The following is a 24,450-nucleotide window of genomic DNA, read 5'->3' on the forward strand; positions in this document are numbered from 1 at the left end:
TGCCGGTCCAGGGCGGGGTGCCGGCCGTGCGGCCGGGGGCCGTCCCGTTCCCGCGGATGTCGGGTCTGCCCCGGGAGAGCCTGCGGCTGGCCTACCGGGAGCTTCAGGAGGTCACCGAGCATGTCGCCGACCCGTTCCTGCGCGGTCGCATCGGCGGGGTGTCCGAGCTGCTGCGCGGGCTGCTCGCCGAGGAGACGAAGACGGTCGGACGGCTGACGCTGACCCCGCGCGAGCTGGAGGTGCTTGCCCAGGTCTCGCCGGGATTGTCCAACGTCGAGACGGCCCGCCGGCTGACGGTCTCGCCCGAGACGGTGAAGGCGTACCTGCGCAGCATCATGCGCAAGCTCGGTGTCCGTAACCGCACAGCCGCGGTACACGCCGCGCGCCAGCTGGGAATGCTGCCCTGATCTCAGGGGCCCGCACCGGGCCCCTGCCGGGGGCGTGGCCGTGGCTGCCGGTCTGGCAGTCACGGCCATTCGACCCAGCCGTATATTCCCGGCGCCGGTGTACGAGGATCTCGACCGCGGGTCGATGTGGCCTGCCATCGGTGCCATAGCGGTGTTTTTCACGCTGTGCGGGCAGGAGTGGCGGGGCCGCCCGGCCGGCGAGCCGAGGCTCAGGCCGGGCCTGAGGCATTGCCCTACTACTTTCGGGATTGCTCCCGGCATTCCCGCCCACTCCTCCTACGCCGCGGCGGCCGCTTACCCTCGAAGATTTTTCCGGCGGCCCTGCTTTCGGCGGCCGAATATCGATCGTGGCCAGACTCCCGCTACACTTCTGCCTCCGGGCGAGGGTAGTTCGGGACCAGGGTCTCAGGCAGGTCTACTTTCAAGGTGGAAGCTCGGGACTTCCTCGCAGTGCTCCATGCGGTGCTCCATGCCCGGACGCGTGGCCGCTGGCGGCCACCGTCCGGCCGTCACGAGATCCATCGGCACGGGAGATCCTCGAAGGAGCGTCATGCCGTCGTTCGCTGATCCGGCGCAGCAGCGCGAATCCCGCCCCGATCGGGTGACGTATGCCGCGTTGTCGCACGGACGGGACGAGGGGTCGCACGGACGGGACGAGGGCTGGGCCGACCGAGGCCCCGCGCCGACGGGCTCCACCGGCGCACCACCCCGTTCGCTGTTCACAATGGTGGCTGACGCGGCCGTCGTGTACCGGGGGAGGGTACTCGCCGCTGCCTGCCTGCTGGTGGTCGTGCTGCTGCCGTGGAATGCCGGAATCTACGACCAGCTTGCCACCGGTGGTTTCTACGCACCGGGCGATCCGTCGACGCGGGCCGAGCGGCTGCTCGACGAGGAGTTCCCGGACGCGCCCCCGACGTCGCCATCATGCTGACGTCGGCCCCGGGTATCGACGGGCCGATCGCCGCCCGCCTGGGCCGGGAGCTCACCGGGCGGATTGCCGCGGAGCCGGGGGTGACCTCGGTGCTGTCGTACTGGCCGGGCGGGCCCAACGAGGCGAGCCCGCTGCTGCGTGCGAAGGACGGTCGGTCGGCCCTGATCGTGTTCCGGATCACCGGTTCCGAGGACCACATCCAGCACCGCCTGAACGCCCTGCACGACCGGTACGCCCACGACGGCCCGGGGGTCCAGGTCCGGTTCGGCGGGGCGCCCGCGGTCATGCGTGACGTGACCGAGCGCAGCCGTGTCGACCTGGCGCACGGTGAGCAGATCTCCGCTCCGCTGGTGTTCCTCGTGCTGCTCTACGCCTTCGGCACGGTCCCGGCTGCCCTGCTTCCGGTCCTGGTCGGCGTGGTGTCGGTGGTGTCGAGTCTCGCGCTGCTGCGGCTGGCGGCCACGCTCACTGACGTGTCGGTCTTCTCGGTGAACCTGACGACCGCCCTCGGATTCGGTCTCGCGGTCGATTACAGCCTGTTCATCCTGCGACGTTTTCGGGACGAACAGGACCGCGGGCTGCTCCCGGCGGCGGCGCTGCGCCGGACGCTGGAGACCGCCGGGCGCACGGTGTTCTTTTCCGGGGTGACGGTGGCGCTGTCCCTGACGGCCGCGCTGGTCTTCCCGATCTATTACCTGCGTTCGTTCGCCTTCGCCGGCATCGTCGTCGTCGCCTCGGAGGTGGCCGCACTGCTCGTGCTGCCCGCGGCGCTGATGGTCCTCGGTGACCGCATCGAGCGCGGCAACGTCCGGCTGGCGTTGTCACGCCTGAGACGCTCGGGGTCACGCCCGAGGCGCTCGGGTCGCCAGCGGTCCGGCGGCCACCGCGTGGGGGCCGCGGCGGCTGGCCGCGGCTGGTCGGCGCTGGCGCGGCGGGTCATGCGCCACCCGGTGTTCTTCGGTGGGGCCGCGATCTTCGTGTTGGTGCTGTGTGCCGCGCCGCTGCGCCACCTCAACCTCGCGCTGGCCGACGACACGGTCCTGCCGGCGACCGCGGAGGCTCACGTCGTCAATGACGCGATGCGGGAGGACTTCGTCGTCTGCCTGCCCTGCCAGATTCCGATCGTGGTGCCCGGAGTGGACGCGCGGGACCCGGGGAACGCCGAGAAGCTGACCGACTACGCGACCCGGCTGTCCGCGCTGCCGGGTGTTGCCCGCATCGACACCGTCACCGGCAGCTTCCTGCGGGGCGAGCGGGTCGGTGCGGTGCCGAAGACTCCGATGAGGTACGTCGGAACGCATCGCGGCGCCTGGCTGTCGGTGTGGCAGACCGACAGGTCTCCGCTGTCCGAGCCGGCGAAGGACCTGGTCCGGAGGCTGCAGGCGACACCGGCGCCGTTCGGCGTCCTCATCGGCGGACTCGCGCCACACTTCCTCGACACCTCGCATTCCATCAAGCGGAGTCTGCTACCGGCCTTCGCCGTCGTGATGACGGCGACCTTCATCCTGCTGTTCCTGTTCACCGGCAGCGTGCTCCTTCCGCTGAAGGCGATGTTCCTCAACACGCTGAATCTCGCCGCCACCGTCGGGCTGCTGGCGTTCGTCTTCCAGGACGGGCACCTGACCGGTCTTGTCGGCGACTTCCAGGTGTCGGGCACGCTGGAGATGACCAGCCCGGTCCTGATGTTTTTCATCGCGTTCGGGCTCAGCATGGACTACGAGATCTTCCTGCTCGCCCGCATCCGCGAGGAGTACCTGCGGACGGGAGACAACCACGATTCCGTCGCCCGTGGGCTGGGGGCGACCGGTCCACTGATCACGAGTGTGGCGCTCGCTCTCGTCGTGGTCATGGTCGCGTTGTCCGCATCGGACATCAGCATGATCAAACTGGTGGGTGTCGGGCTGACCGTGTCGATCGTGCTCGACGTGACCCTCGTCCGAGCGATCCTCGTCCCGGCGTTCATGGCCCTGGCGGGCGACTACAACTGGTGGGTTCCCGAGCCGTTGCGCCGTCTGCACGCGCGGTTCAGCCTGCGGGAGGACGGCGACGAAGCGGCCTCGCGCGCGGGGGACCTCGGGCTCGGGGGACCCCCCGACCCCGGCAACCGCATGACGACGAAGATCACTTATCGGCGGGGACGGGGGGAACCCACCCGCTGGACCCGGCCTCCGGCCGGGCCGGCCCCGACCTGGCACTGCTACCTGCGCCCGCGGCGGCGCGCGGACGGTGGGCCCTTAGGATTCGGAATGAAATAACTTGTTCACTTCTGGGTCCTCGCGAGCCCGTGACCTGCGAAGACGCATATTGGCTTGCATTAATTACTTCATTACGAATTCTTACCGGCCATGATGGGTATCCGGGGTTTCGCACTCGACGGCATCCGCGTCGAAAGCTCATAGGTAGTAAACGCCAATCTTGGTCCTGGTCGGTATTCCCAGGAGCGGACGGCTCCTACGCGCCGCTGCGGGCCTGCGCGGTCCGCCTGCGGTTGGCCTTCTTGATCGCCTCGACGAGATCGTCCCTCGACATCGTCGATCGGCCGGGGATACCGAGCTCGCGGGCGAGCGCGCAGGTGCGTCGGCGAGGCGTTCGCGTCCACGCCCTCGGCGGTCGGCCCGCTGTGCCGGGAGGCGGGCGTCGGCGTGGCGGCCTGCTCGTCGGAGGGACCGGGCCGACCCTTCGGCCGCCAACGGTCCCCCACCTTCTCGTGGGTGTGCTTGAGGGCGGCAAAGGCCGCACGGTGGGCACGCGCACCCTCACCGTAGGTCTCCACCGTCGAGTCGTGGGTCTTCTTCCAGGTGCGGATGGCCTGATCGTCGGAGCGGGCGATGGTGGACGGAACATCGTCCCGCATCTCGTCGGCCTGCGCCTTCTTGTCGGTTTTGTCGGTCTGCGGCTTCTTCCCGACCATGGCACTCCTCCTCCCGAACGGATGCTCAGGTCTTCCCGAACGGATGCTTATGGACCTTCCCGTGACGCCGGGACGTATTCCCCGTCCCCGTTGCCGCCGGGTAGCTCGTGGCTCGTGGTGGATCTCTTGGTGCCTTGATTCACAGGGTGAGGCATCGACTACCGTAGCGTGCCAATGTCTTGACCATGACGACCCGAAGGACGCCTCATGTCCTATGCCGCTGACCCGTTTCGCCGGCGTCGCCGTGAGCCCGGTCTGTCCCGGCGCGGAATTCTCGGTCTCGCCGGTGCCGGTCTGGGTGGATGGGCGGAGACGCTGCTCGACGCCGCGCCGAGCAGCGCGTCCGCTGGCCCGGCCGGGCCACCGGCCGCAGGGGTCCGACCCGGTGCGGAAGCGCGGGCCCTCTCGGCGCCGGGGACGCGTGTCGTGCTCGTGCCCCGGACCCTGGCCGCCGTGACGAGGGGAGTGGGGCCCGCGACGTCGGATTTCGACATCGGTTACGTGGCCGTCCGATGGACCCGTGACGGGAAGGATCGCGCGGCGGATGGCCGGGCCGGTCCCGGGGGTGCCGGCACGGGGACCGCCGGGACCGCCGGTGCCGCCGGTGCCGCTTCTCGGGGCGCCGAGATCCGGCTGCGCCAGCCGGGGGGGTGGGTTCGACGCATGGCGGCCGCTGGCGGTCGGCTGTCCGGTGGATCGGGACGACCCGCCGGCCGGGGGGAGGAGCGCCGCCGTGCTGGTCGCCGCGCACCGCGCGACCGGCTACGAACTGTGGTTGCCACCCGGCGCGACGTCCGTGACGTCCACCGCCCTGAACACGACGTCGGGGCCGTTGCAGCGGTTAACGGCACCCATTGTGTCCGCCTACGTCGCCCTTTCCGCGATCTCGGCTTCGCGCGCCGCCCGGTCGCCGGGGCTCTTCGCCGCGCCCAGATCGTCGCCGCCGCCCCGTGTCGCGACCGCGTCCGGGGTGTCGGCGGTCCCCGCCGCGCCGGTCGCCCCCGTCCGGCTGCCGGCGACGCTCGACTTGCGCTACCTGCCCCGGGCCGCGTGGGGCGCGGACGAGTCGCTGCGGCTGTCCCCCTCACCCGGCAGCGGTTGGAAACCGACGTACCACCCGGGCCAGGTTGTCACGGTTCATCACACGGTGACGCCCAACGACGATCCGAACCCCGCCGCCACCGTGCGGGCGATCTACCACTTCCATACGGTCGAGCGGGGATGGTCGGACATCGGGTACCACCTCCTCATCGACGAGGCAGGCACGCTCTACGAGGGCCGGTGGTCGGGAACGGAGAGCGTTCCCGACCACCGGGAGGACGGCTACGTGGTGACGGGTGCGCACCTGGCGGACTTCAACGCCGGCAACGTCGGCGTCGCGCTGCTCGGTGACCTGCGGACGCGCACCCCCACCGCCGCCGCCCGTCGCACGCTCGTCCTGGTGCTGCTCGCGTTGACCGGAGCGCATCATCTCGACCCGCTCGGCACCGTCCACTACGTCCATCCGGTGAGTGGCAGGCGTCGTACCGTCCCGGCCGTTAGCGGGCACCGCGACTGGATGGCCACCGAATGTCCGGGCGGCGCGGCCTACACCGCCCTGGCAGGTGTGCGGACGGACGTCGCCCGGCAGCTGATGTGAGGTTCACCGGCTGGTGCCCCGCCGGGTGACGGGGTGGGCCGTGGACGGGCTCAGGGGCGCCAGCCGGCATAGACCGCGAACCTGCCGTGCTTGGCGACGCAGTCGACCGGCGCGAATCCGGCGTCGGCCAGCCAGTCGAGCTGGTCGGCGAGCGGCGCGCACCGATCGAAGGACATCCGCCGCAACGCGGCCTGCCACTCGGCGTCGTCTGAACCCGCCGCCCGAGCCTGCCGTTCGTGCATGTCCTCGTACTGCCGGGTCAGGGCGGCAGTCGGGCCGTTGACCTGCTCGAGGTTGACGAACAGCCCACCCGGCCACAGGACGTCGCGCACCCGGCGGAACAGGTCGCGCTTGCCGGGGTCGTCGAGGTGGTGGATGGCCAGCGCCGAGACGACCGCGTCGAACGGGCCGGTCGGCAGGGCGGAGGCGAGGTCCGCGACGGTGACGGCCTTGATCGAGCCGGCGGACAGCCGCGCCCGGGCCTTGGCCAGCATCGGCGCGGCGCCGTCGAACAGGTGAAACCGGACGTCGGGGACGGCCGCGGCGGCCAGCAGACCGGTGCCCGCGCCGAGGTCGAGCACCGCCGGTTGGGCGCCACCCTGGCGCGCCACCAGGTCGCCGACCGATCCGTACAGCAGGTCGAAGGAGGGGACGAGCCGGCGGCGCTCCCCGTCGTAGGTCTCGGGATCCCAGCCCGGCGTCTCGGAATATGAGATTACTATCTCATCCATTGGACAATCATACGGTCGGGACCGGCTGCGCACCCGAACTTCCCGCGCGGGCCTGACGTATCGCACGTCACATTTCCGCCTCCTTCTTGACGCGGCAACGTTCTCTTACTCAGAGTGAAAAGTGTGCGCACATCTCCATTGCTGACGTGCCGCCGCTGCATCGACTACGGGCGCGCTGAGACCAGCCGTTGTCGCTGACGGCCCCGCGCTGTCCCCCGATCGGGCCCGTCCCCGGCACCTTCGTGGCCGGAGTTCCGGGCGCGCCCTCAGTGCCACTACCCGCGCACCATCGTTTCCGGCGCCGATCTCGGTGCGGTGAGGCAGCGCCCGACGCCGTCCACCGTCCGTCGCCCGGCCACCCACCGTCTGAGGAGATCCCGATGCGCCGCATGTTGGATCCGACCCGATGACCGCCCTCGCGGAGCTGTGTCTCGCCGTCGCTCTGGACGGAGCCGGGTGGCATCCGGCGGCCTGGCGGGAGCCCGATGCCCGCCCGGCCGAGCTGTTCACCGCCCGCTACTGGACCGACCTCGTCCTGGAAGCCGAACGCGGGTTGGTCGACTTCGTCACCATCGAGGACTCCCTCGCCCTGCAGACCTCCCGTCTCGACGGCCCCGACGGGCGTACCGACCAGGTCCGCGGCCGCCTGGACGCCGTCCTGACCGCCGCCCGGGTCGCCCCCCTGACCAGCCACATCGGCCTCGTCCCCGCAGTCACCACCACCCACACCGAGCCGTTCCACATCTCCAAGGCCATCGCCACCCTGGACTACACCAGCACTGGCCGCGCCGGGGTGCGCGTCCAGGCTCTGCGCCCCGGCGAAACTCCCCACCTCGGCCGACGCGACCTCCCCACCATCGCCGACTACCAGACCCCCCAGGCCCAGGCGGTCATCAGCGACCTGTTCGACGAGGCCGCCGACTACGCCGAGGTCCTACGCCGGCTGTGGGACAGCTGGGAAGACGACGTCGAGATCCGCGACACCGCCACCGGACGGTTCATCGACCGCGACAAACTGCACTACATCGACTTCGAAGGCCGCTGGTTCTCCGTCCGCGGGCCCTCCATCGTCCCCCGTCCGCCCCAGGGCCAGCCGCTGGTCACCGCCCTGGGCCACACACCATTTCCTACCGGCTCGCCGCCCGCGCCGCCGACGTCGCTTACATCACCCCGCACACCGCCGCCGACGCCCGGGCGATCGTCGGCGAGATCCGCGCCGAACAGGCCGCGGCCGGACGCGCCGACGACACCCTGCACGTCTTCGCCGATCTCGTCGTTCTCCTCGACGCCTCCGCGGAGCAGGCCGCCGAACGGCGCGGTCGTCTCGATGCCCGTGCCGGTGAGCCCTACACCTCCGACGCGCTGATCTTCGCCGGTACCCCCGGCGACCTCGCCGACCTTCTCCTCGACTGGCGATCCACCGGGCTGACCGGGTTCCGACTACGCCCGGCCGCCCTTCCCCACGACCTCGAAGCCATCACCCGCGGGCTCGTCGGTGAACTCCACCACCGTGGCGCCTTCCGCACCGCCTACCAGGCCACCACCCTGCGCGGCCACCTCGGCCTGCCGCGACCCGCCAACCGCTACGCCACCGTCTGATCGTTGATCCGACTCTCGGCGGCGGACGTCACGCAGGATTCCGGAGGACCCCCGATGAGCAGGCCGATCAAGCAGATCCACCTGGCTGCGCACTTTCCCGGAGTGAACAACACGACGGTGTGGAGTGATCCGCAGGCGGGCAGCCAGATCGAGTTCAGCTCCTTCGCCCACCTGGCCCGGACCGCGGAGCGGGCGAAGTTCGACTTCTTCTTCCTGGCCGAGGGGCTGCGCCTGCGTGAGCAGAACGGGCGCATCCACGATCTCGACGTCGTCGGCCGGTCGGACACCTTCACCGTGCTCGCGGCGCTCGCCGCGGTGACCGAACGGCTGGGGCTGGCCGGCACCATCAATTCCACATTCAACGAGCCCTACGAGGTCGCCCGGCAGTTCGCCAGCCTCGACCATCTCTCCGCCGGTCGGGCCGCGTGGAATGTGGTCACGTCGTGGGACGCGTTCACGGGGGAGAACTTCCGCCGCGGTGGCTACCTGCGGGAGGAGGACCGTTACGCCCGCGCCGAGCGGTTCCTGCGCACGGCGTGGGAGCTGTTCGACTCCTGGCACGGCGACGAGATCGTGGCCGACAAGGAGTCCGGGGTCTTCCTGCGGACGCCGCGGCCGGGCGCGTTCGACCTGCACGACGCGTTCTTCGACATCAGCGGCCACTTCAACGTGCCGCGCGGCCCGCAGGGCCGGCCGGTCATCTTCCAGGCCGGCGACTCGGGAGCCGGCCGCGAGTTCGCCGCCTCGTCCGCCGACGCGATCTTCAGTCGGCACAGCACGTTCGACGCGGGCCAGGCCTTCTACGCCGACATCAAGGGCCGCCTGGCCCGCCACGGCCGCAGACCCGAGCAACTGGTGGTCCTGCCGGCGGCGACCTTCGTCCTCGGCGACACCGACGCCGAGGCGCGGGAACGGGCCGGCGTGATCCGGCGCCAGCAGGTCAGCGGGGCGACGGCGATCCTGTTCGCCGAGCAGCTCTGGAACCGCGACCTCTCCGGCTACGACCCGGACGGCCCGGTGCCCGAGGTCGACCCGGTACCGGGGGAGAACACCATCTCGAAGGGCCGGGCCAGCGTGCGGATGTTCGACGACCGGCAGGCGACCGTCCGGCAGTGGCGCGAGCTCGGCGAGGCGAAGAAGCTCTCGCTGCGCGAGGTGGTCATCGAGGTCACCGGACGGCAGTCGTTCATCGGTTCGGCCGCCACTGTAGCCGAGACGATCAACAAGTTCGTCCAGGAGAACGCCAGCGACGGGTTCATCCTCGTCCCGCACATCACCCCGGGCGGGCTGGATGAGTTCGCCGACACGGTCGTGCCGCTGCTCCAGGAGCGCGGCGTATTCCGCACCGACTACTCGGGGACGATGCTGCGCGAGCACCTCGGCCTCGCTCCGCTCGGGTAACGGGCTGCCCGGTCGGGCTGCCCGCCCGGCCCGCTCGGCCCGCCGTCTCGAACTCCTCGCCGGCGGTGTTGTCTTCGGTACCTGAAACTCACAGGTACCTGAAAGTATGATGTTGCTCGCGTCACGCTCGGGAGGAGGGGCGCATGGAACGGGTGGCCGCGGTGAACACGGCGACGGCGGTCGCTCATGTTCTGCGGGAGGAGATTCTCAGCCGGCAGGACGGCGACCTGTACCTCGGCCAGGAGAACGAGCTGCTGGCCCGGCTCGGCGTCAGCCGGCCGTCGCTGCGTCAGGCGGTGCGGCTGTTGCAGGCCGAGGGGATCCTCACCGTCCGCCGGGGTCATCACGGCGGTCTGTACGGGCAGCGGCCGGACGCGGCCGGGGTCGCCCACATGGCGTCGGTCTTCCTGCGCACCCGTCGGGCCTCGTTCGCCGACCTCAGCGCGACCCACGCCCTCATCGCCACCGAATGCGCCCGGCTCGCCGCGCTCAATCCGGATCCGGCCGAGCGGGGTCGGCTGCTGACCTTCGTCGACAGCGCCGTCGACAGCGCCGTCGGCGGTGCCGTCAACGCCGCCGTTGACGGCACCGCCGGTGGGGATGCCCGCGACCATGCCCGGACCCGGGCGCAGTGGGGCGTGCTGCTCGCCGAGATCGCCCGCAGCCCCACCCTTCAGCTCTTCGAGGACGTGCTCGGCTCGCTGTCGCAGTACCCGGCCTCGCGGCCGTTCCTGCCTGACCCCGCCAGCGTCGCCCTGGCCTGGGAGCAGTGCCGGTGGATCGCCGAGGCGGTGCGGGACGGCGATGCCGACACCGCCGCCGCACTGTGCCGTGAGCACGGGGACGCGATGGCCCGCTACCTTCGCGACCAGCCGGAGGATCTCCTCGGCTGGTGAGCCGTCCGGGGCCGGGTCCATGCCGCCGCCTGGTCACGGTCCGCGCGTCGTCTCGCTGGGGGGCTACGGCGCCGCCTCGGTCCAGCGGGCCGCTCAGTCCAGCAGGCCGCTCTGCCGGGCGGCGTGCACGGCTGCCGTACGGTTACGGACCCCCATCTTGCGCATGATGCTGCGCATGTAGGTCTTCACGGTCTCGGCGCGGATCGTGAGGTGCTCCGCCGCCTCGACGTTGGAGCAGCCAGTGGCCACGAGGGTCAGCACCTCCATCTCCCGCAGGGTGAGGCGGAAGGGCGGCGGCTTCGGCGGGCCGGGCGTGACGACCGGTTCGTTGCGCAGCAGGGAGTAGATGTGCAGGATCTGCCGCCGGAGATGGGGGGCCGTCATCTGGGCGCTCAGCTCCAGCAACTCGATCTGGGCCAGGCGGACCCGCTCCCGCTGCGTGCGAGAGTCGGGCGGCTGTCCATCGGCGACGAATGGTCCCGGTGCGCGGTCAAAGCCGGCAGGGGTCATCGTCCGGTGCAGGCGCACCTGCATCGGGATCGAATCCGATGCCACTGGGCCCATTATGCTCCTCTCCCTATCCACGTCGATAACCCAGCTACCTCCGGATGGGCGCCCCCGGACAACCAGGCGCGTACCGGTGTATTCATGAAGGGGCGGTCGGTCCCGGGATCAGCCGTACACCACCTTTGTGTGATGTCTTCCATGATCCGGTCGCGGGTGAAGTGGGCACACTGCCACGTCGGCTCCGCTCCAGGCTGGCCGTCCGTCTTCGTCGGATGCCCGCTGCCGGCTACATCGAAAAGGTTATCTCCTTGCTCCGGCCGGTCGTCAATGGTGTTGCTCCCATGCCAAGAACATACTGCTCCCCCCCGGCCGGAAGGCCCGAGGGTAGTCTTGAATGCTACCCCGAAAGGGGCTCCTTCGGGGGCGTCATGCCACGTCGCCGCACCAAAGTACCCCTCGGTTTGAGGTGGCGCGAAGGAAATTCCTGGAGGCAGGCGGGAACCCGCACGTCAGCGGGTTGACGGCGGGCAGCGTAAACGGCCTCGGGGGTTATCCGATGAGCCCGCCGGGTTAATAGGTGGGACGACGGCGGATGATGTGGGCGGATGCACGGGAATCCGCGCGGGTGGATGGTAGGAATAGGCCGGACTGGCCGTGGCGGCCGCGGCCACACCCGGCCCGAGTTAGCCGGTCGGAGCCACCCGGCCCGAGCTCGCCGGCCCGCTCTTCTTCCCCACCGAGCCGCGTCCGCTGACCGGCTTGTCGATCCCCCTCGTCCTGGGGCACGCGTTAGGCGGCACCGTGGTCGACAGGGGCGATGGTGTCGGTTCGGTCGTCGTGGGCGACCGGGCCACGGGCGAACCGATCTACCGCTGCGGGCAGTGCCCGCCGTGCCGGGCCGGCCGGTACAACGTCTGCCGCCAGATCGGCTTCCACGGGCTGATGGCCGACGGCGGCATGGCGGCATGGCGGAGTTCACTATCGGCCGGGCGATCGCGTTGCGCCTCGCGGCGGACGGCGCGGACATCGCCGAAAAGCTCGGCGGCCACCTGGGCCTCGGCAAGGGGCAGGCGCTCGAGCAGTACGCCGCCGGGATCCCGCTCGGCCGCGGGCAGATACCCGAGGAGGTGGCCGCCTTCGTGTCCTATCTGGCCGGTCCGGACTCCGCTTACATGACCGGGCAGTCGGTGGTGATCGACGGTGGTCTCGTGATGCGCTGAAAGGCGGGTTTCCGCTCGAGCCGGCGGGTCAGGAGTGGATGATGGCCCGGCCGGTCATCGACTCGGGCAGGATCCGTACCCAGTGCGGATGCTTGACGCGGTCCGCCCAGGGCTTGAGTCCCAATGCCATTTCCGCTAACCGGCCCGTCCGCGGTCGCCGACGGTGGCGGCCTGCCGGCGACGGTCTTCACCGTGGAGATCTGAGCCCGGCGAGATGCTCGGCGAGCAGCTCGACGAGATGCCGCCCGCGCCGGGCGGCGACGTGTTCGGCCTGGGCCCGGCAGGAGAATCCGTCGGCGAGCAGCACGGTGCCCGCGGGAGCCGAGGCGATCGCCGGGCCCAGGGTGCGGGCGGCGATCGCCATCGACACGTCGTAGTGCCCGGCCTCCATGCCGAAGTTGCCGGCCAGGCCGCAGCACCCGGCGAGGACGGTGACGTCCGCGCCGGCCACCGCCAGCAGGCCGCGGTCGGCGGCGAATCCCATGACCGCGTGCTGGTGGCAGTGCGGCTGGGCGAGGACGCGCACCCCGTCGAGGCGCGGCGGAGTCCAGCCGACGGTGTCGCCGAGCAGCTCCGCGAGGGTACGCACCGCACCGGCGACCAGCGCGGCGGCGGGGTCGCCCGCGAGCAGCTCGACGAGGTCGCCGCGCAGCACCGCCGTGCAGGACGGTTCCAGACCGACGATCGGCGTCCCGGCCCGGGCGTACGGCGCGAGGCGGTCGACGGTCGTCCGCAACCGGCGGCGCGCGCCGTCGAGCTGGCCGGTGGTGATCCAGGTGAGACCACAGCACGCGGGGCCCGGCGGCACGATCACCCGGTAGCCGGCGTCCGCCAGCACTGCCACGGCGGCTCGGCCGACCTCGGGGGAGAAGGCCTCCGTGAACGTGTCGATCCACAGCATCACCTCCCGGCTGTGGGCCTCGCGTCTGTGGGCCGCTTGCCCGTCGGCCGCTTGCCTGTCAGCCGGCCGCCCGTCAGCCAGGTACCCGTTTCCCCGGTCCGGGCCGCCGTGCTCGCGCCACCAGCGGCTGAACGGTTGCCTGGCGAAGGCCGGCACCTCGCGGCGCACGTCCATGCCCCCCACCCGCAGCAGCAGCCGTCGCACCGCCGGTCCGGCCAGCACCGCGTTGACCAGGCGTGGCGCCCGCCCGGCGACCCGGGCCCAGCGGGGCAACCAGCCGAGCACGTAATGGCTGACCGGCCGGAGCCGATGCCGGTAGGCGCGGAACAGCACCTCGGACTTGTACGTCGCCATGTCCACCCCGGCCGCGCAGTCGCGCGCGCACGCCTTGCACGACAGGCACAGGTCGAGCACCTCGGCCACCTCCGGGGCCCGGGCGCCCCCGGCACCTCCGCGGACCAGCGAGCCGTTCGCCATCTCCTGCAGCACCCTGGCCCGGCCGCGGGTGGAATCCTTCTCGTCGCGCGTCGCGAGGTACGACGGGCACATGAAGCCGCCGGCCGTCGGCGTGTCGGCCCGGCAGGTGCCCAGCCCGACGCAGCGGTGGACGGCCCGCCCGAACTCCCCCGCGTCGGCGGTGAAGGCGAATCCGCCGCTGGCGGGCAGCGGGCGAGCCGCCGGCAGGCGCAGGTCGGCGTCGATCGGCCTCGGCCGGACCAGCACACCCGGATTGAGAAGATCGTCCGGATCGAACAGGGCCTTGAAACCGGCGAAGACGCCGAGCGCGGCCGGCGAGTACATCCTGGCCAGCAGCTCACCGCGGGCCCGGCCGTCCCCGTGCTCACCGGATATCGAGCCGCCGTAGGAGGCGACCAGGTCGGCGGCCTCGGTCAGGAACGGGCGCAGGCGCCCCGGGGCGTCCGCCAACGGTAGATCAAGCCGGATGTGCACGCAGCCGTCCCCGAAGTGTCCGTACGGCACCCCGTCGATCCGGTGCGCACGCAGCAGGTCCTCGAAGTCACGCAGGTAGGCCCCCAGGCGCTGCGGCGGCACGGCCGCGTCCTCCCAGCCGGGCCAGGCCGGTTCCCCCGCCGCGGTCCGCCCGGCGAGACCCGCGCCGTCCTCGCGGATCCGCCAGAGGGCGCGGGTCTGCGGGCCGGTGGGCAGCACCCGGGTGGCCCTCGTGCCCGCGGCGGCCGCCAACGCCCGGCCGGCCGCGAGCGTCTCCGCCGGGCTCGCCCCACCGACCTCGACGAACAGCCAGCCGGTGCCGGCGGGAAGCTCCGGTACGGCCCGCGGTCCCCGGTGCCGGCGCACGATGTCGACCAGGCGCGCGTCCATGCCCTCCACCGCCAGCGGAGCGTGCGGGAACAGCAGCGGCACGGCGTCCGCGGCGGCCGGCATGTCCGGATAGCCCAGCACGACCATCGCGGTCGCGGCCGGTCGGGGGACGAGGCGGACGGTCGCCCCGAGCACGACCACGCAGGTGCCCTCGGAGCCCACCAGTGCCTTCGCCAGGTCGCCGCCGCGTTCGGGCAGCAGGTGCTCCAGCGAGTAGCCGGAGACCTGGCGGGGGAACCTGCCGAGTTCGGTGCGCAGGACCGTCAGGTTGGCCCGGACGAGGTCGTCGAGCCCGGGGACTGCCGGATGCCCGGAGCCACCCGAACGCCCGAAGCCACCCGGGCCGACCCGCAGCCGACGTCTCGTGCCGTCGAGCACGTCGAGGTCGACGATGTTGTCGGCGGTCCGGCCGTAGGCGATCGCCCGTGCGCCGCAGGCGTTGTTGCCGATCATGCCGCCGATGGTGCAGCGGGCATGGGTGGAGGGATCCGGACCGAATCGCAGCCCGTGCCGGCCAGCCGCCGCCTGGAGGCTGTCCAGGATGACCCCGGGCTGCACGCTCGCGGTGCGGGCGGCCGGGTCCAGGGAGATGACGCGGTGCAGGTGGCGGCTGAGATCCATCACCACCCCGGGGCCCACGGCGTTGCCCGCGATGGAGGTGCCCGCTCCCCGGGTGGTCAGCGGGGTCGCGGTGGACCGGCAAACCGCCACGATTGCCAGGATGTCCTCGACCTCCCGGGGGAACACCACGACCGCGGGTGGCACCCGGTAGTTCGAGGCGTCGGAGGAGTACTCGGCCCGGCGCCGGGCCGAGGCGTCGACCATGGGCCGGACCGCTCGATCATGATCCACACTGGTGCCAGCGACCATCGACCCGGCCGTGGTCGGTCGCTCCCCGAGCGCCGCCCGCAGCATCCGGGCCAGCTCCGCCCGGTCCCCGGCCCCTGTTCCGATCCCGGCCCGGTCACCGAGACGCCGAAACTGTTCGACCCGCACGCGACGCTGCTCCCGCTGCACCCCACCATCCTCGCCACGGGCCGGGCCGGCCGCACCGGATCGGCCTGCCACTGTGGATCTTCAATGAGATCATCCTCCCGGAACCCGGGCACGGCACGGTCGGTGGCCTCCTTCGGCCGCTCACTGATGTTGACCATGCCGACGATCCTGCCCCCTGGTCACAGTGCTGCACGACTGGTTGACCCACCCAGTCCAGCCCTTGGGCAGCATGATCTCCAGCTCGGTTCGCAGTTCCCCACCGTCCTGCAGGCGACTCCACTTGTAGATCGTCTCGTGGGACACGCGCATGCTCTCGTCATCGGGGAACTCCTTACGCAGTCTCTCGCTGATCCGTTTCGGGGACCACTCCTCGTCCAGGCCCGCGTTGACCTCGTCGCGCAACGGCGGCGACGCGACGAGTTTGCGTTCCTTCGGACGCGCGCGCACCGCGTCACAACGCGCCTGCGCGTCCGCCGCCCAGTATGCTTCCTCGCCGCCGTTACGCTCGATCTCCCGTGAAATCGTCGAGTGATGCCGGCCGAGCATCTTCGCGATGATCCGCGCCGATTGGTTCCGACCCAGCTCTCGGGAAATTACCTCCCGCTCCTCGATTGTCAACTGCTCCCGCCGGCCCATCCACCATCAGTCCCTCGGCTCCACCATCCAGTCCCTCGACGCCAAAGCGATCATCATATCGAGACGTTGCTACGCCCATTTGACCCCGCCATGTCCATGGTAGACCGGTCAGCGCGCCTGGGCCCGTACAAGCAGATACTCAGCGTCGAGCTCGACCCGGTCCGCCACCACGGAATCCTCAGTGAAACAGCTCTCGATCTCCTGTCGCAATTCCCGCGCGGCCGGTGGGTCCAGCGAGATCAGGGCGGCGACGTGGGGCGGGGAGTAACGGAGGAAGAAGTCCGCGGCGGCCGCCGCTGTCGGGAAGGAGTACCTGATACACGCGGATATGCACTCGATGTCGTGAAAGTAGGGCGTGAGCCTGGGGAGCACGACGTCGCGCACTCCCCACTCATTGGGCTCGGGCAGGCTCTCGGGGAGGGGGAGGCGACGCTTTATGATCGCGTTGAGCCGGCCCATGAACCCGGTAGGGGTGAAGTTCGCCAGGCCAACCTGGCCGCCGGGCCGCAGCACTCGGTGGACCTCGGCGGTGGCCGCGTCGGGTCGCGGTGCGAACCAGATGCCGCAGGCGGAGAGAGCCACGTCGCAGCTGGCGTCCGACAAGGGAAGGTCCTCGGCATCGCCTTCGAGGACGGTGATCTCCAACCCGGCCTCCTGGGCCCGGGCCCGGGCCAGCTCCACCATCCGCGGCGTGATGTCGACGGCGGTGACCAGCGCGCCCCGTCGGCCCGCGGCCAGCGCTACGTTCCCGGTGGCGGTGGCCACGTCGACAACTCGCTGGCCCGCCCGCACTCCGGCCCAGTCGCACAGCGCTTCGGCAATGGGTAGCTGCCGGTCGGCGATCAGCTGGTAGTCCCCCATAGTCCAGATGATCCGACCGCGATTCTTGACGCCATGTGGGTCATCCGTCGTCATGGCATGCCTCCCGTCGATAGAGTGAGCGTTCCGTGATGTCGCGTGGCGGCTGAGCTGCAGGGCAAGGAAGAGTTATCGCGCGTCTCGTGACGAAGCTGAACAAGCATCACTCCTCCACCGAACGGGCCGGCAGTTCCATTGGGCTCCCTCTCAAGACAGTGCTCACGAGCACAGACGACATTCGGTCAGCGCGAAAGGCGTCGAGGCAGAGATGACACGAGGTCGTTGAGGATTCTCGTCCACCGCGAACGCCACCGCGTCATCTGCCTACCAGCTTCTCCGAGACGACACGGCGTACCGCTTGCGCTACCTGCTCGACGTCAAGCAGTGTCTGCCGCTCAAGGGGCGGTCTAAACGGTGTCGGTACATCTGCAGCCGTCACTCGTACCGGAGCCGCCATCAGCCGCCAGAAGCGCTCCTCGGCGAGCGAGGCGACAAGCTCGCTCGCGAAGCTGCAGGTGCGGGGTGCCGGATCGACGACGACGACCCGGCCAGTTTTCTCAACCGAAGCGTTGATCGTCTCGTAATCCAATGGAACGAGCGAGCGCGGGTCGACGACCTCGACCGAGATCCCCTCTGTCTCAAGCCTCTGCGCAGCAGCAAGAGCGACTCTGACAGCACCGGCGATCGCAACCACCGTCACGTCAGTCCCCTCACGCTTTATATCCGCCGAGCCAAGTGGAATCACGTAGTCTTCATCCGGGACCGGGCCCCGCATTTCGAACAGCGTAGCGTCCCTGAACAGCAGCACCGGATCGTCCTCACGAATCGCTGCCGTTGTCAGCCCCTTCATGTCGTACGGAGTGCTCGGAGCGACGATCTTCAAGCCCGGGCTGTTGGCGAACAGCGCGAACGGACGATCCGCGTGATGGGCGGCTTCCGAATTACCATAGAAGACTGGCACAAGCAGCAGTAGCGGTACCTTCGCCTGCCCACCCGACATATAGCGGATCTTCGCCGCCTGATTCACTATCTGATCCATCGCCGAGTACAGAAATGTCGAGCACGCCATATCGATCACCGGACGGATACCTGTCAATGCTGCCCCCACGCCGACACCGACGGAAGCCGCTTCCGAGATCGGTAGATTCCAAATACGCTCCTTACCGAACTCATCAACAGGGAAACGGCCATACAGGTTGGCCCGCAAATCCTGAGCCATAAAGAACACCGACGGATCGTGGCGCATCTTCTCAGCAATCGCCGCAAGAGTCGCATCGAAATACGTCAGCTGTGTCGTTTCCCGCACCTCAGTGCCCATCACCGGCTCCTGATCGCAATCGGGTTGACGAACACGTCCTCCACGTCCTCGAACGCCTCACCGGACTCGGGAAGTGGGCTTTCCTGGGCAAAACGGATAGCTCCCTCCATCTCCCTGGCCACCTCGGCTTCCAGGTGCACAGCATCCTCGCCAGTCAGTACCCCACGGCTACAGAGCTCTTCCCGGAACAACACGATCGGATCCAGCGCCCGCCACTCCTCCACCTCCTCTGGCGAGCGGTAGCGCGGCAAGCTCCCTTGCGAGTCGACGACCTCGACGTGCTCACGGAAGCGATACGTCTTCGCATCAACCAGGCTCGGCCCGCCTCCGGAACGAGCACGCGCCGCCGCCGCCGAAACCGCCGCATACACCGCCAGCACATCCTGACCATCAACGCAGGCGCCCGGCATCGCATAGGCCGCCGCCCGGTCGGCAACATTCTCCACTGCCATAACCTCCTGAATTGGGGACGTTACCGCATAACCATTGTTCTCGCAGAGAAAAACCGTCGGCACAGCCCAAATCGCCGCCAGATTCAACGCCTCGTGAAACGGACCAGCGTTCGCAGCGCCATCACCAAAAAATCTCAAACATACCTAACCTGTCTCGCGCATCTTCGCGCTCAATCCTGCTCCAACCGCAATCGGCAAACTCCCACCAACAATCCCCGACTCACCAAGGCTGCCCACCGAGAAATCCGTCAGATGCAACGACCCACTCTTGCCCCGGCAGACTCCTGTTGACTTCCCAAGGAGCTCAGCCATCAACGGACCAAGTTGCGAACCTTTACCGATCAAATGGCCGTGCGACCGATGATAGCCGATCATATAGTCATCGCCGCGAAGAGCCATACACGCCCCAACAGCCGCGGCCTCATGCCCGATCGACGTATGAAGCCATCCAGGAAGCAAACCCTTCGCCTGCAACTCAATAGCACGCTCATCGAAGTGTCGAATACGCAGCATACGCCGCTGCATCTCGATCAAACTCTCACTGCTCAGAGTCTCATCTATAAGAGACTGGCCTATTTTTTCCCGGGCCGATTCCATAACCCCGATCCTATCTCTGTCTTCTACCGTTATGGCCATGTTCGGATGGGCGAATGAAAGGTTGGCAAATCAAGCTAAGGATTCGGAATGAAATAACTTGTTCACTTCGGGGTCCTTGCGAGCCCGTGACCTGCGAAGACGCATATTGGCTTGCATTAATTACTTCATTACGAATTCTAATGCGACAGACCCAGTAGCAGATCGGCGTAGGACATGGGGATGTCGGGTTCGGCCTCCAAAGCGAGTGATCGTCGGTGTCGCCGATGAATAATATCGGCCTGCATGCCAGGTATAACGGCTGTTTCGAGCTCAACGAACGCGCCTAGTCCGACAACCTCGTCAAGATGAACGATAGTCGAGTCGAGTCTCCATTCCTCCCGGGTCTTGACCACGTCGACCAGCACTCCCAGCAAAGCCCCAAAGACGTTCCTGCACGAATCGGTATCGGTGACGTCGGTTGTGATGTATATGCACCGCCGGTCGGGCCCCTGATGTCGGTGGTATGCGACCAGTTGTGCGGCGTCTACGGACACCCGAAGTTTGAGCCAACCGACCGGTACCTGGAAGTAGGTATCGCGTTGATGCACGAATGTATCGAGAGACCCACCCGCGTCGGTCAGCCGCTTCCGAACCTCAGTCAAGCCGGCACATCGGATCTTCGTTTCGAACAGCTCTGGCATGGTCACTAATCCGGTCTGGTGCGTGCGATCTCCAGGCGTACTGGACCGCGTACGAAAAAAGACTGTCCATAGTCGATGGTGGTGACGACGTAGTCAGGAACGAACGATAGCAACTGCTCCAGAGCCAGGCGTGCCTCGACGCGTGCGAGCGGAGCGCCGAGACACAAATGGATTCCATGACCGAATCCGAGGTGCCGATTGGGTGAGCGAGTAATATCGAACCGCTCTGGATGGGGGAAGCGGATGGGATCGCGGCCTGCCGCAGCGGTCAAGACCCAGACGGTTTCGCCGGGCAACAGGGAGACCGCACCGATCGCGGTATCCTCGGTCACCGTTCTGGGGTCGAACTGCGCCGGTCCACTGAACCGGATAACCTCCTCCACGGCAGCTCCGGTGAGTGAGCGGTCGGCAAGCAGAGCACGGCGCTGGTCGTGATGCGCGGCGATCAGAACAATCGCGTTGGCGATCAGCTTGGCCGTGGTCTCGGTACTCGCCATAAGGAGTAGTACACAGGCGGCTACGACCTCCGGTCTGGTCAGGGTTCCCGTGCGGTGGGCTGCCAGCAGGTGCGCTAGCAGGCTGTCCTCGGCCGGCGCCTCACTGGCCAGTCTGCTGCGGGTATAGTCTGCCAACGCCATCCCCGCGCTCACCGCATTTCGGTAGAGTGCCGCGGCCGTTGGCTCGGTGTCCGCCAACACCGCGGCAACGCTGCCGACGGCCATCTCCTGTGTCCATCGAATGACCTGGCTGCTGTCCGACTCCGGGACGCCCAGGATCCTGCAGGTGACCAGGGCGGCGAGTGGGAACGCCACGCCAGTGAGCACGTCAATGGGTTCCCCGTCGCGTAGTGGCTCCCGCAGAGCGGCGAACACATCCTCGACAGTGGCGCGGACGAGCGGCTCCCAGCGCGCCACGGCGCGTACTGTGAAGCAGTGGCGCAGCACGGAACGTAGCCGGTCGTGGTCAGGTGGATCGCTGCCCAGCATGGTGGCTGCACCGTCGTACCACGGTCCGAATTTCTCATCGGCGAGTACTCGCGAGGAGTAACGGGAGGGATCCCCGAGAATCGCCACTGCGTCATCGTATCCAGTCACCATCCACACGTCGGCCAATCCGTTATAAACACACCTGCCGAGCAACCGGATTCGTTCATAGACCGGAAACGGGTCGGCGACCACCTCCGGCGACATGAAGTTGATGTTCAGTACGGGTGTTTGGGGGGTCGTAGTCACGCCGGGACCTTTCCGAGCAGAATCATGTACTCCAGGTCGATACGAATGCCGTCAGATGTCATCGATGACCTTGTGGTGAGCCGTTCGACCTCGGCGGTGATCTTGTCCACCTGTGCAGGATCTAGGATTCGGAATGAAATAACTTGTTCACTTCGGGGTCCTCGTGAGCCCGTGACCTGCGAAGACGCATATTGGCTTGCATTAATTACTTCATTACGAATTCCTAGACCACTGCAGGCCGCGATATGGGACGCGGAGTTGGTGAATAAGAACTCTGTGGCAGCCCCAGCGGACGCGAAGTTCCACGAGACGGTCGCGGTGAATGTCATCACGTCGGTGAAGTGTTGTTCGAGCCGGGTGATGGCCACTGCTTCGTTGGCCCAGTCGTTGCGCTCCGGAACACCGTCCGGCAGCGGTCGATAAGCCTTGATAATCTCCTCGACCTGGCCAAAGTAGCTTCCAGGCGTGAATCCGGCTAGCCCCACGACACCCCCGGGCCGCAGTACCCGGCGTGCTTCCGCGATAGCGATATCCGGTCACGGCGTCCAGCACAGCCTTGCCGGGTTGAATGTCAGCGCTCTGGCACAGGTGTTCAGCGATCGGCATTACGCGTGTGGCAAGTTTAGCGTAATCTCCTTGTGCCCAGGTCTCGCGAACATAGTCCTTGTATGCGGCGGCGACGGTTTCCCTTATCATCGGATACCTTCCGTGATCGCATTTATTGTATGGCGTCAAAATCCGTCAGCGCCTGGACAACTTGATGCAGCAGGGATACCGGCGCGGCAGTGAACTGAAGTAGTGACGCGAAGCCTACGCAATCTGCATGAGAACGGACAATCACGCCTTTCCTGATGAGATGCTCTTTGAGACAGCGTGCATCGTCCGGTTCGCCGACATCCACGGTGAGAAAGTTGGCGTCACTTGGCAACGGCGAAATGCCTTTCTCCATGCCGGCCACCTGGCCGGCAAGCCACTCGCGCCCGTCGACGATGTCTTTCCGGATCGAGTCGAGCTCCTTCTTGTGGTTACGGCACATTTCAAGTGCCACCCAGGCAGTAACGCCGGACACAGCGCGAGCCCGACCCCATTTGCGGAGGTACTCTACAATCGATGGCGCGCCGATGGCGTAACCTAGACGCATCCCGGCCAGCCCGGCACTCTTGGAAAACGATCCGATCCGTACCACGTTGTCACATCCGCAGAAGTGCCGGGGTCTGTCTTCCCCACGAAAGGCTTGATAACATTCATCGATCACGAGCAGATTTCCATGATGATCGGCCACCGCGGCAAGGGCCATCATGGCCTCTTCGTCGAGGGACCTGCCCAGCATGCCGTGCGGGTCCGTCACGACGAGGACGGTCGACGGCCTGCGTTCCATCGCCCGCATGGCGTCGTCCACCACGAAGGACAGCTCGCCGGGCCGCGGCAGCCAAGGAAGAACGTTGATGCCTCGCAGTTGGGCGTGATACCGGTAGGCCGGATAGGTGGGATCCTGCAGGATCAAGGAGCCTGGTCTGGCGGCACACGCGTCGATGATCACTCCTATCGCGTCGTCGGATCCGGGGAAGATCTCCAATTCCTCAGGAGAGCAGTCCACAACATCGGCCAGTTCGGTGATGAGTTCTGAGTAGATCGGGTATCTGGTCGCGGCCGTCGGTGGAATTTTCTGCAGCACCGTGGCCATCAACGGATCGAGCGCTGGGTGGATCAGTTCGTTGCGCGAGAGGTCCAAAACATTGCGGGGATGGGAGCACCGTTCAGGAGCGGCCAAGCTGCTTAGCCGCGGGTCGAGGTACCACTGGTCCGACGTCGTGAAACCGGTCATTTCTCGGCCACCGCCTTGTCTGCGAAGTAACTGCCTAGGCAATGGCCGATGAAGCGCTCCACGCATCGACGTTTACGGCGAGCTTCAAGGTCACGGCCCGAAGCAAGCGAGTGCGCTACTTTGACGTCGGTTTCCTCGTGGCAGCGCAAGTAATCTGTCGCATAATGCAGCCCGCTGAATGACACCGATCCGCCAGTGTCGATATTCCACTCGTGTACAGCCAATGCCATCTGTGCCAGCTCGTTGTCTATCGTCCGTGCGCCTAGCAGTCGCGCGACCTCACGCTGGGCGTGATTCTCCTCCAGCACCGTCGGCACCGATATATGGAGGCCACTGTCCAGCGCCGGAACTCGATCGAGAAGCAGGTTCGGCGGCCCGTCCGATATCTGGCGCACCCGTACGCCGGAGAGCAACCCGTATCGCGAGGGCACGAAAAGTCTGTTGTAGATATCCTTCGGTTCGTCGAGCGCCCCCAACTTCCCTACATAAATGATCTCGCGGACACCCAATTTGCAGCATTGCCGCGCCAGCCGGCCACCGATAGATCCCCAGTAACTGAACCGCACTCCCAGCAAGGTGATTCGCCGGCCCCTTGGTCGACTGAAGGTCGAGGCAACATAATACGATTTCTCCTGATGTCCGATACGGTAATAACCAGCATCACTAAGAATGTCGGAAAGCAATTCAATCTTGCCGAATACGACAGTTTCAGCACCGTTGACGAGCGATTCATTAATCCCCGTCCATTCGGCGATTGAATGCTCCGCATCCGGATAATACCACACCCGCAGCAACTGCTCGGTATGGCGAGTATACCGGTTCATCACGTGTGCGACAAGGCTGGCGTAGTGAATCACGTAGTCACGTCCTGGAGGCACCGCTATACATAGCACCTCCCGGCCGTAAGGATCGTGTGCTTTGAACAGTTCGGGCCGCACGCCGTTAAGTATCTTGTCTGGCTGCTGATTCGAGCCGAGCGGCTGTTGCACCCGTCGACCCAACGCCGTGGCAACCAAAGTGAAATGGGCCGGGTACACACCGTGGACCTCGATGGGCATCCTCCGCGCGACCGCTCCGCGAATCAGCTCGGTCGAAACTCGCTGATTAACGTAAGGATCAAGGTCTTCTGCCATCGTGTGGTCGCTCGGTCGAGCCATGGGTACCCGGTTCGTCGGGTATCTTTCCCGCCGAGAGTAGATGGTGATCAGCGAGGCATCCATCTTTATCTGTGCCTCCTGCCAATCCGGTCCCTGCCGGATTGGCAGGAGGACAACCCATTCGGTCCATTCGGTCAGAGTCTGTTTTAGATCTTCTTGTGTGTACGGAGCGCGATGGAAGGCTGGTGTGGATGTTGGTGGGGTTGGGGTGGGGG

19 protein-coding genes and 4 pseudogenes are annotated in these 24,450 nt (G+C 67.5%); 9 read left to right on the plus strand and 14 right to left on the minus strand.

Annotated features, from left to right (window positions below):
* The 3 genes from AC08OJ_RS07785 to AC08OJ_RS07795 all read left to right on the plus strand — a co-directional run.
* Nucleotides 1–407: response regulator transcription factor (locus AC08OJ_RS07785; RefSeq protein WP_476595389.1), on the plus strand; the 407-nt coding region annotated here is incomplete at its 5' end.
* 550 nt (nt 408–957) lie between these two features.
* Complete coding sequence (locus AC08OJ_RS07790) at nt 958–1,338, plus strand: hypothetical protein (protein ID WP_476595390.1); 381 nt, start codon at nt 958–960, stop codon at nt 1,336–1,338.
* Nucleotides 1,332–3,593 carry an MMPL family transporter gene (locus AC08OJ_RS07795; RefSeq protein WP_476595391.1) on the plus strand — a complete coding sequence of 754 codons (2,262 nt, stop codon included), beginning with the start codon at nt 1,332–1,334 and terminating at the stop codon, nt 3,591–3,593. Before AC08OJ_RS07790 ends, AC08OJ_RS07795 begins: the two co-directional genes overlap by 7 nt.
* Nucleotides 3,594–3,789: 196 nt before the next feature.
* Here AC08OJ_RS07795 and AC08OJ_RS07800 read toward each other — a convergent pair whose 3' ends face one another.
* Together AC08OJ_RS07800 and AC08OJ_RS07805 are read right to left on the minus strand one after the other, a co-directional pair.
* A complete protein-coding gene (locus tag AC08OJ_RS07800) occupies nt 3,790–4,098 on the minus strand; it encodes a Rho termination factor N-terminal domain-containing protein (protein ID WP_476595398.1) in 309 nt (102 codons plus the stop codon).
* Nucleotides 4,076–4,249 (minus strand): annotated as a pseudogene (locus AC08OJ_RS07805) (ChaB family protein); the annotation flags it as partial. The gene AC08OJ_RS07800 and the pseudogene AC08OJ_RS07805, both read right to left, overlap by 23 nt.
* Nucleotides 4,250–4,769: 520 nt before the next feature.
* On the opposite strand from AC08OJ_RS07805, the gene AC08OJ_RS07810 reads away from it, so the two are divergent.
* The gene (locus AC08OJ_RS07810; RefSeq protein ID WP_476595392.1) at nt 4,770–5,888 is read left to right on the plus strand and encodes an N-acetylmuramoyl-L-alanine amidase; all 1,119 of its coding nucleotides are present in this window, start codon (nt 4,770–4,772) and stop codon (nt 5,886–5,888) included.
* Nucleotides 5,889–5,938: 50 nt separating this feature from the next.
* On the opposite strand, the gene AC08OJ_RS07815 is transcribed toward AC08OJ_RS07810, so the two are convergent.
* The gene (locus AC08OJ_RS07815) at nt 5,939–6,619 is read right to left on the minus strand and encodes a class I SAM-dependent methyltransferase (RefSeq protein WP_476592260.1); all 681 of its coding nucleotides are present in this window, start codon (nt 6,617–6,619) and stop codon (nt 5,939–5,941) included.
* Nucleotides 6,620–7,025: 406 nt separating this feature from the next.
* Here AC08OJ_RS07815 and AC08OJ_RS07820 point away from each other — a divergent pair.
* The 3 genes and pseudogenes from AC08OJ_RS07820 to AC08OJ_RS07830 all read left to right on the plus strand — a co-directional run bounded on the left by AC08OJ_RS07820 (nt 7,026) and on the right by AC08OJ_RS07830 (nt 10,515).
* A pseudogene (locus tag AC08OJ_RS07820) lies at nt 7,026–8,218 on the plus strand (LLM class flavin-dependent oxidoreductase).
* 54 nt (nt 8,219–8,272) lie between these two features.
* Nucleotides 8,273–9,619, plus strand: a complete 1,347-nt coding sequence (locus tag AC08OJ_RS07825) for an NtaA/DmoA family FMN-dependent monooxygenase (protein WP_476595393.1) — start codon at nt 8,273–8,275, stop codon at nt 9,617–9,619.
* Between the two features lie 143 nt (nt 9,620–9,762).
* Nucleotides 9,763–10,515 (plus strand): FadR/GntR family transcriptional regulator, encoded by a 753-nt coding sequence (locus tag AC08OJ_RS07830; RefSeq protein WP_476592258.1) that lies wholly within the window; start codon nt 9,763–9,765, stop codon nt 10,513–10,515.
* A gap of 93 nt (nt 10,516–10,608) precedes the next feature.
* Here the strand turns inward: AC08OJ_RS07830 and AC08OJ_RS07835 are convergent, their stop codons facing one another.
* Nucleotides 10,609–11,049, minus strand: a complete 441-nt coding sequence (locus AC08OJ_RS07835) for a response regulator transcription factor (protein WP_476595394.1) — start codon at nt 11,047–11,049, stop codon at nt 10,609–10,611.
* A gap of 732 nt (nt 11,050–11,781) precedes the next feature.
* Here AC08OJ_RS07835 and AC08OJ_RS07840 point away from each other — a divergent pair.
* Both AC08OJ_RS07840 and AC08OJ_RS07845 read left to right on the plus strand, forming a co-directional pair.
* Nucleotides 11,782–11,973 (plus strand): annotated as a pseudogene (locus tag AC08OJ_RS07840) (alcohol dehydrogenase catalytic domain-containing protein); the annotation flags it as partial.
* Between the two features lie 14 nt (nt 11,974–11,987).
* A complete protein-coding gene (locus tag AC08OJ_RS07845) occupies nt 11,988–12,242 on the plus strand; it encodes an SDR family oxidoreductase (protein WP_476592257.1) in 255 nt (84 codons plus the stop codon).
* 187 nt (nt 12,243–12,429) lie between these two features.
* On the opposite strand, the gene AC08OJ_RS07850 is transcribed toward AC08OJ_RS07845, so the two are convergent.
* The 10 genes and pseudogenes from AC08OJ_RS07850 to AC08OJ_RS07895 form a co-directional block, all read right to left on the minus strand.
* Entirely contained in the window at nt 12,430–15,399 is a 2,970-nt protein-coding gene (locus tag AC08OJ_RS07850) for an FAD-binding and (Fe-S)-binding domain-containing protein (RefSeq protein ID WP_476595399.1), read from the minus strand.
* A 222-nt stretch (nt 15,400–15,621) separates the two neighbouring features.
* On the minus strand, nt 15,622–16,116 hold the full coding sequence (locus tag AC08OJ_RS07855; RefSeq protein WP_476592256.1) for a transposase: 495 nt from the start codon (nt 16,114–16,116) through the stop codon (nt 15,622–15,624).
* Nucleotides 16,117–16,224: 108 nt separating this feature from the next.
* Nucleotides 16,225–16,977 carry a class I SAM-dependent methyltransferase gene (locus AC08OJ_RS07860; RefSeq protein ID WP_476595395.1) on the minus strand — a complete coding sequence of 251 codons (753 nt, stop codon included), beginning with the start codon at nt 16,975–16,977 and terminating at the stop codon, nt 16,225–16,227.
* A gap of 313 nt (nt 16,978–17,290) precedes the next feature.
* Nucleotides 17,291–18,292, minus strand: coding sequence for an alpha-ketoacid dehydrogenase subunit beta (locus tag AC08OJ_RS07865; protein WP_476595396.1), 1,002 nt, complete (start codon nt 18,290–18,292; stop codon nt 17,291–17,293).
* A pseudogene (locus AC08OJ_RS07870) lies at nt 18,292–19,380 on the minus strand (thiamine pyrophosphate-dependent dehydrogenase E1 component subunit alpha). The gene AC08OJ_RS07865 and the pseudogene AC08OJ_RS07870 overlap by 1 nt, the downstream one beginning before the upstream one ends.
* Nucleotides 19,381–19,517: 137 nt before the next feature.
* Nucleotides 19,518–20,021 carry a class IV adenylate cyclase gene (locus AC08OJ_RS07875; RefSeq protein WP_476592253.1) on the minus strand — a complete coding sequence of 168 codons (504 nt, stop codon included), beginning with the start codon at nt 20,019–20,021 and terminating at the stop codon, nt 19,518–19,520.
* Between the two features lie 5 nt (nt 20,022–20,026).
* Nucleotides 20,027–21,199 carry a cytochrome P450 gene (locus tag AC08OJ_RS07880; protein ID WP_476592252.1) on the minus strand — a complete coding sequence of 391 codons (1,173 nt, stop codon included), beginning with the start codon at nt 21,197–21,199 and terminating at the stop codon, nt 20,027–20,029.
* Between the two features lie 50 nt (nt 21,200–21,249).
* On the minus strand, nt 21,250–21,738 hold the full coding sequence (locus AC08OJ_RS07885) for a hypothetical protein (protein WP_476592251.1): 489 nt from the start codon (nt 21,736–21,738) through the stop codon (nt 21,250–21,252).
* Between the two features lie 233 nt (nt 21,739–21,971).
* Nucleotides 21,972–23,078, minus strand: a complete 1,107-nt coding sequence (locus AC08OJ_RS07890; protein WP_476592250.1) for an aminotransferase class I/II-fold pyridoxal phosphate-dependent enzyme — start codon at nt 23,076–23,078, stop codon at nt 21,972–21,974.
* Nucleotides 23,075–24,450 (minus strand): hypothetical protein (locus tag AC08OJ_RS07895; RefSeq protein ID WP_476595397.1); only part of this gene is annotated, 1,376 nt, incomplete at its 5' end. The genes AC08OJ_RS07895 and AC08OJ_RS07890, both read right to left, overlap by 4 nt.

The sequence above is a fragment of the Frankia sp. CgKIO3 genome, from assembly GCF_977946435.1.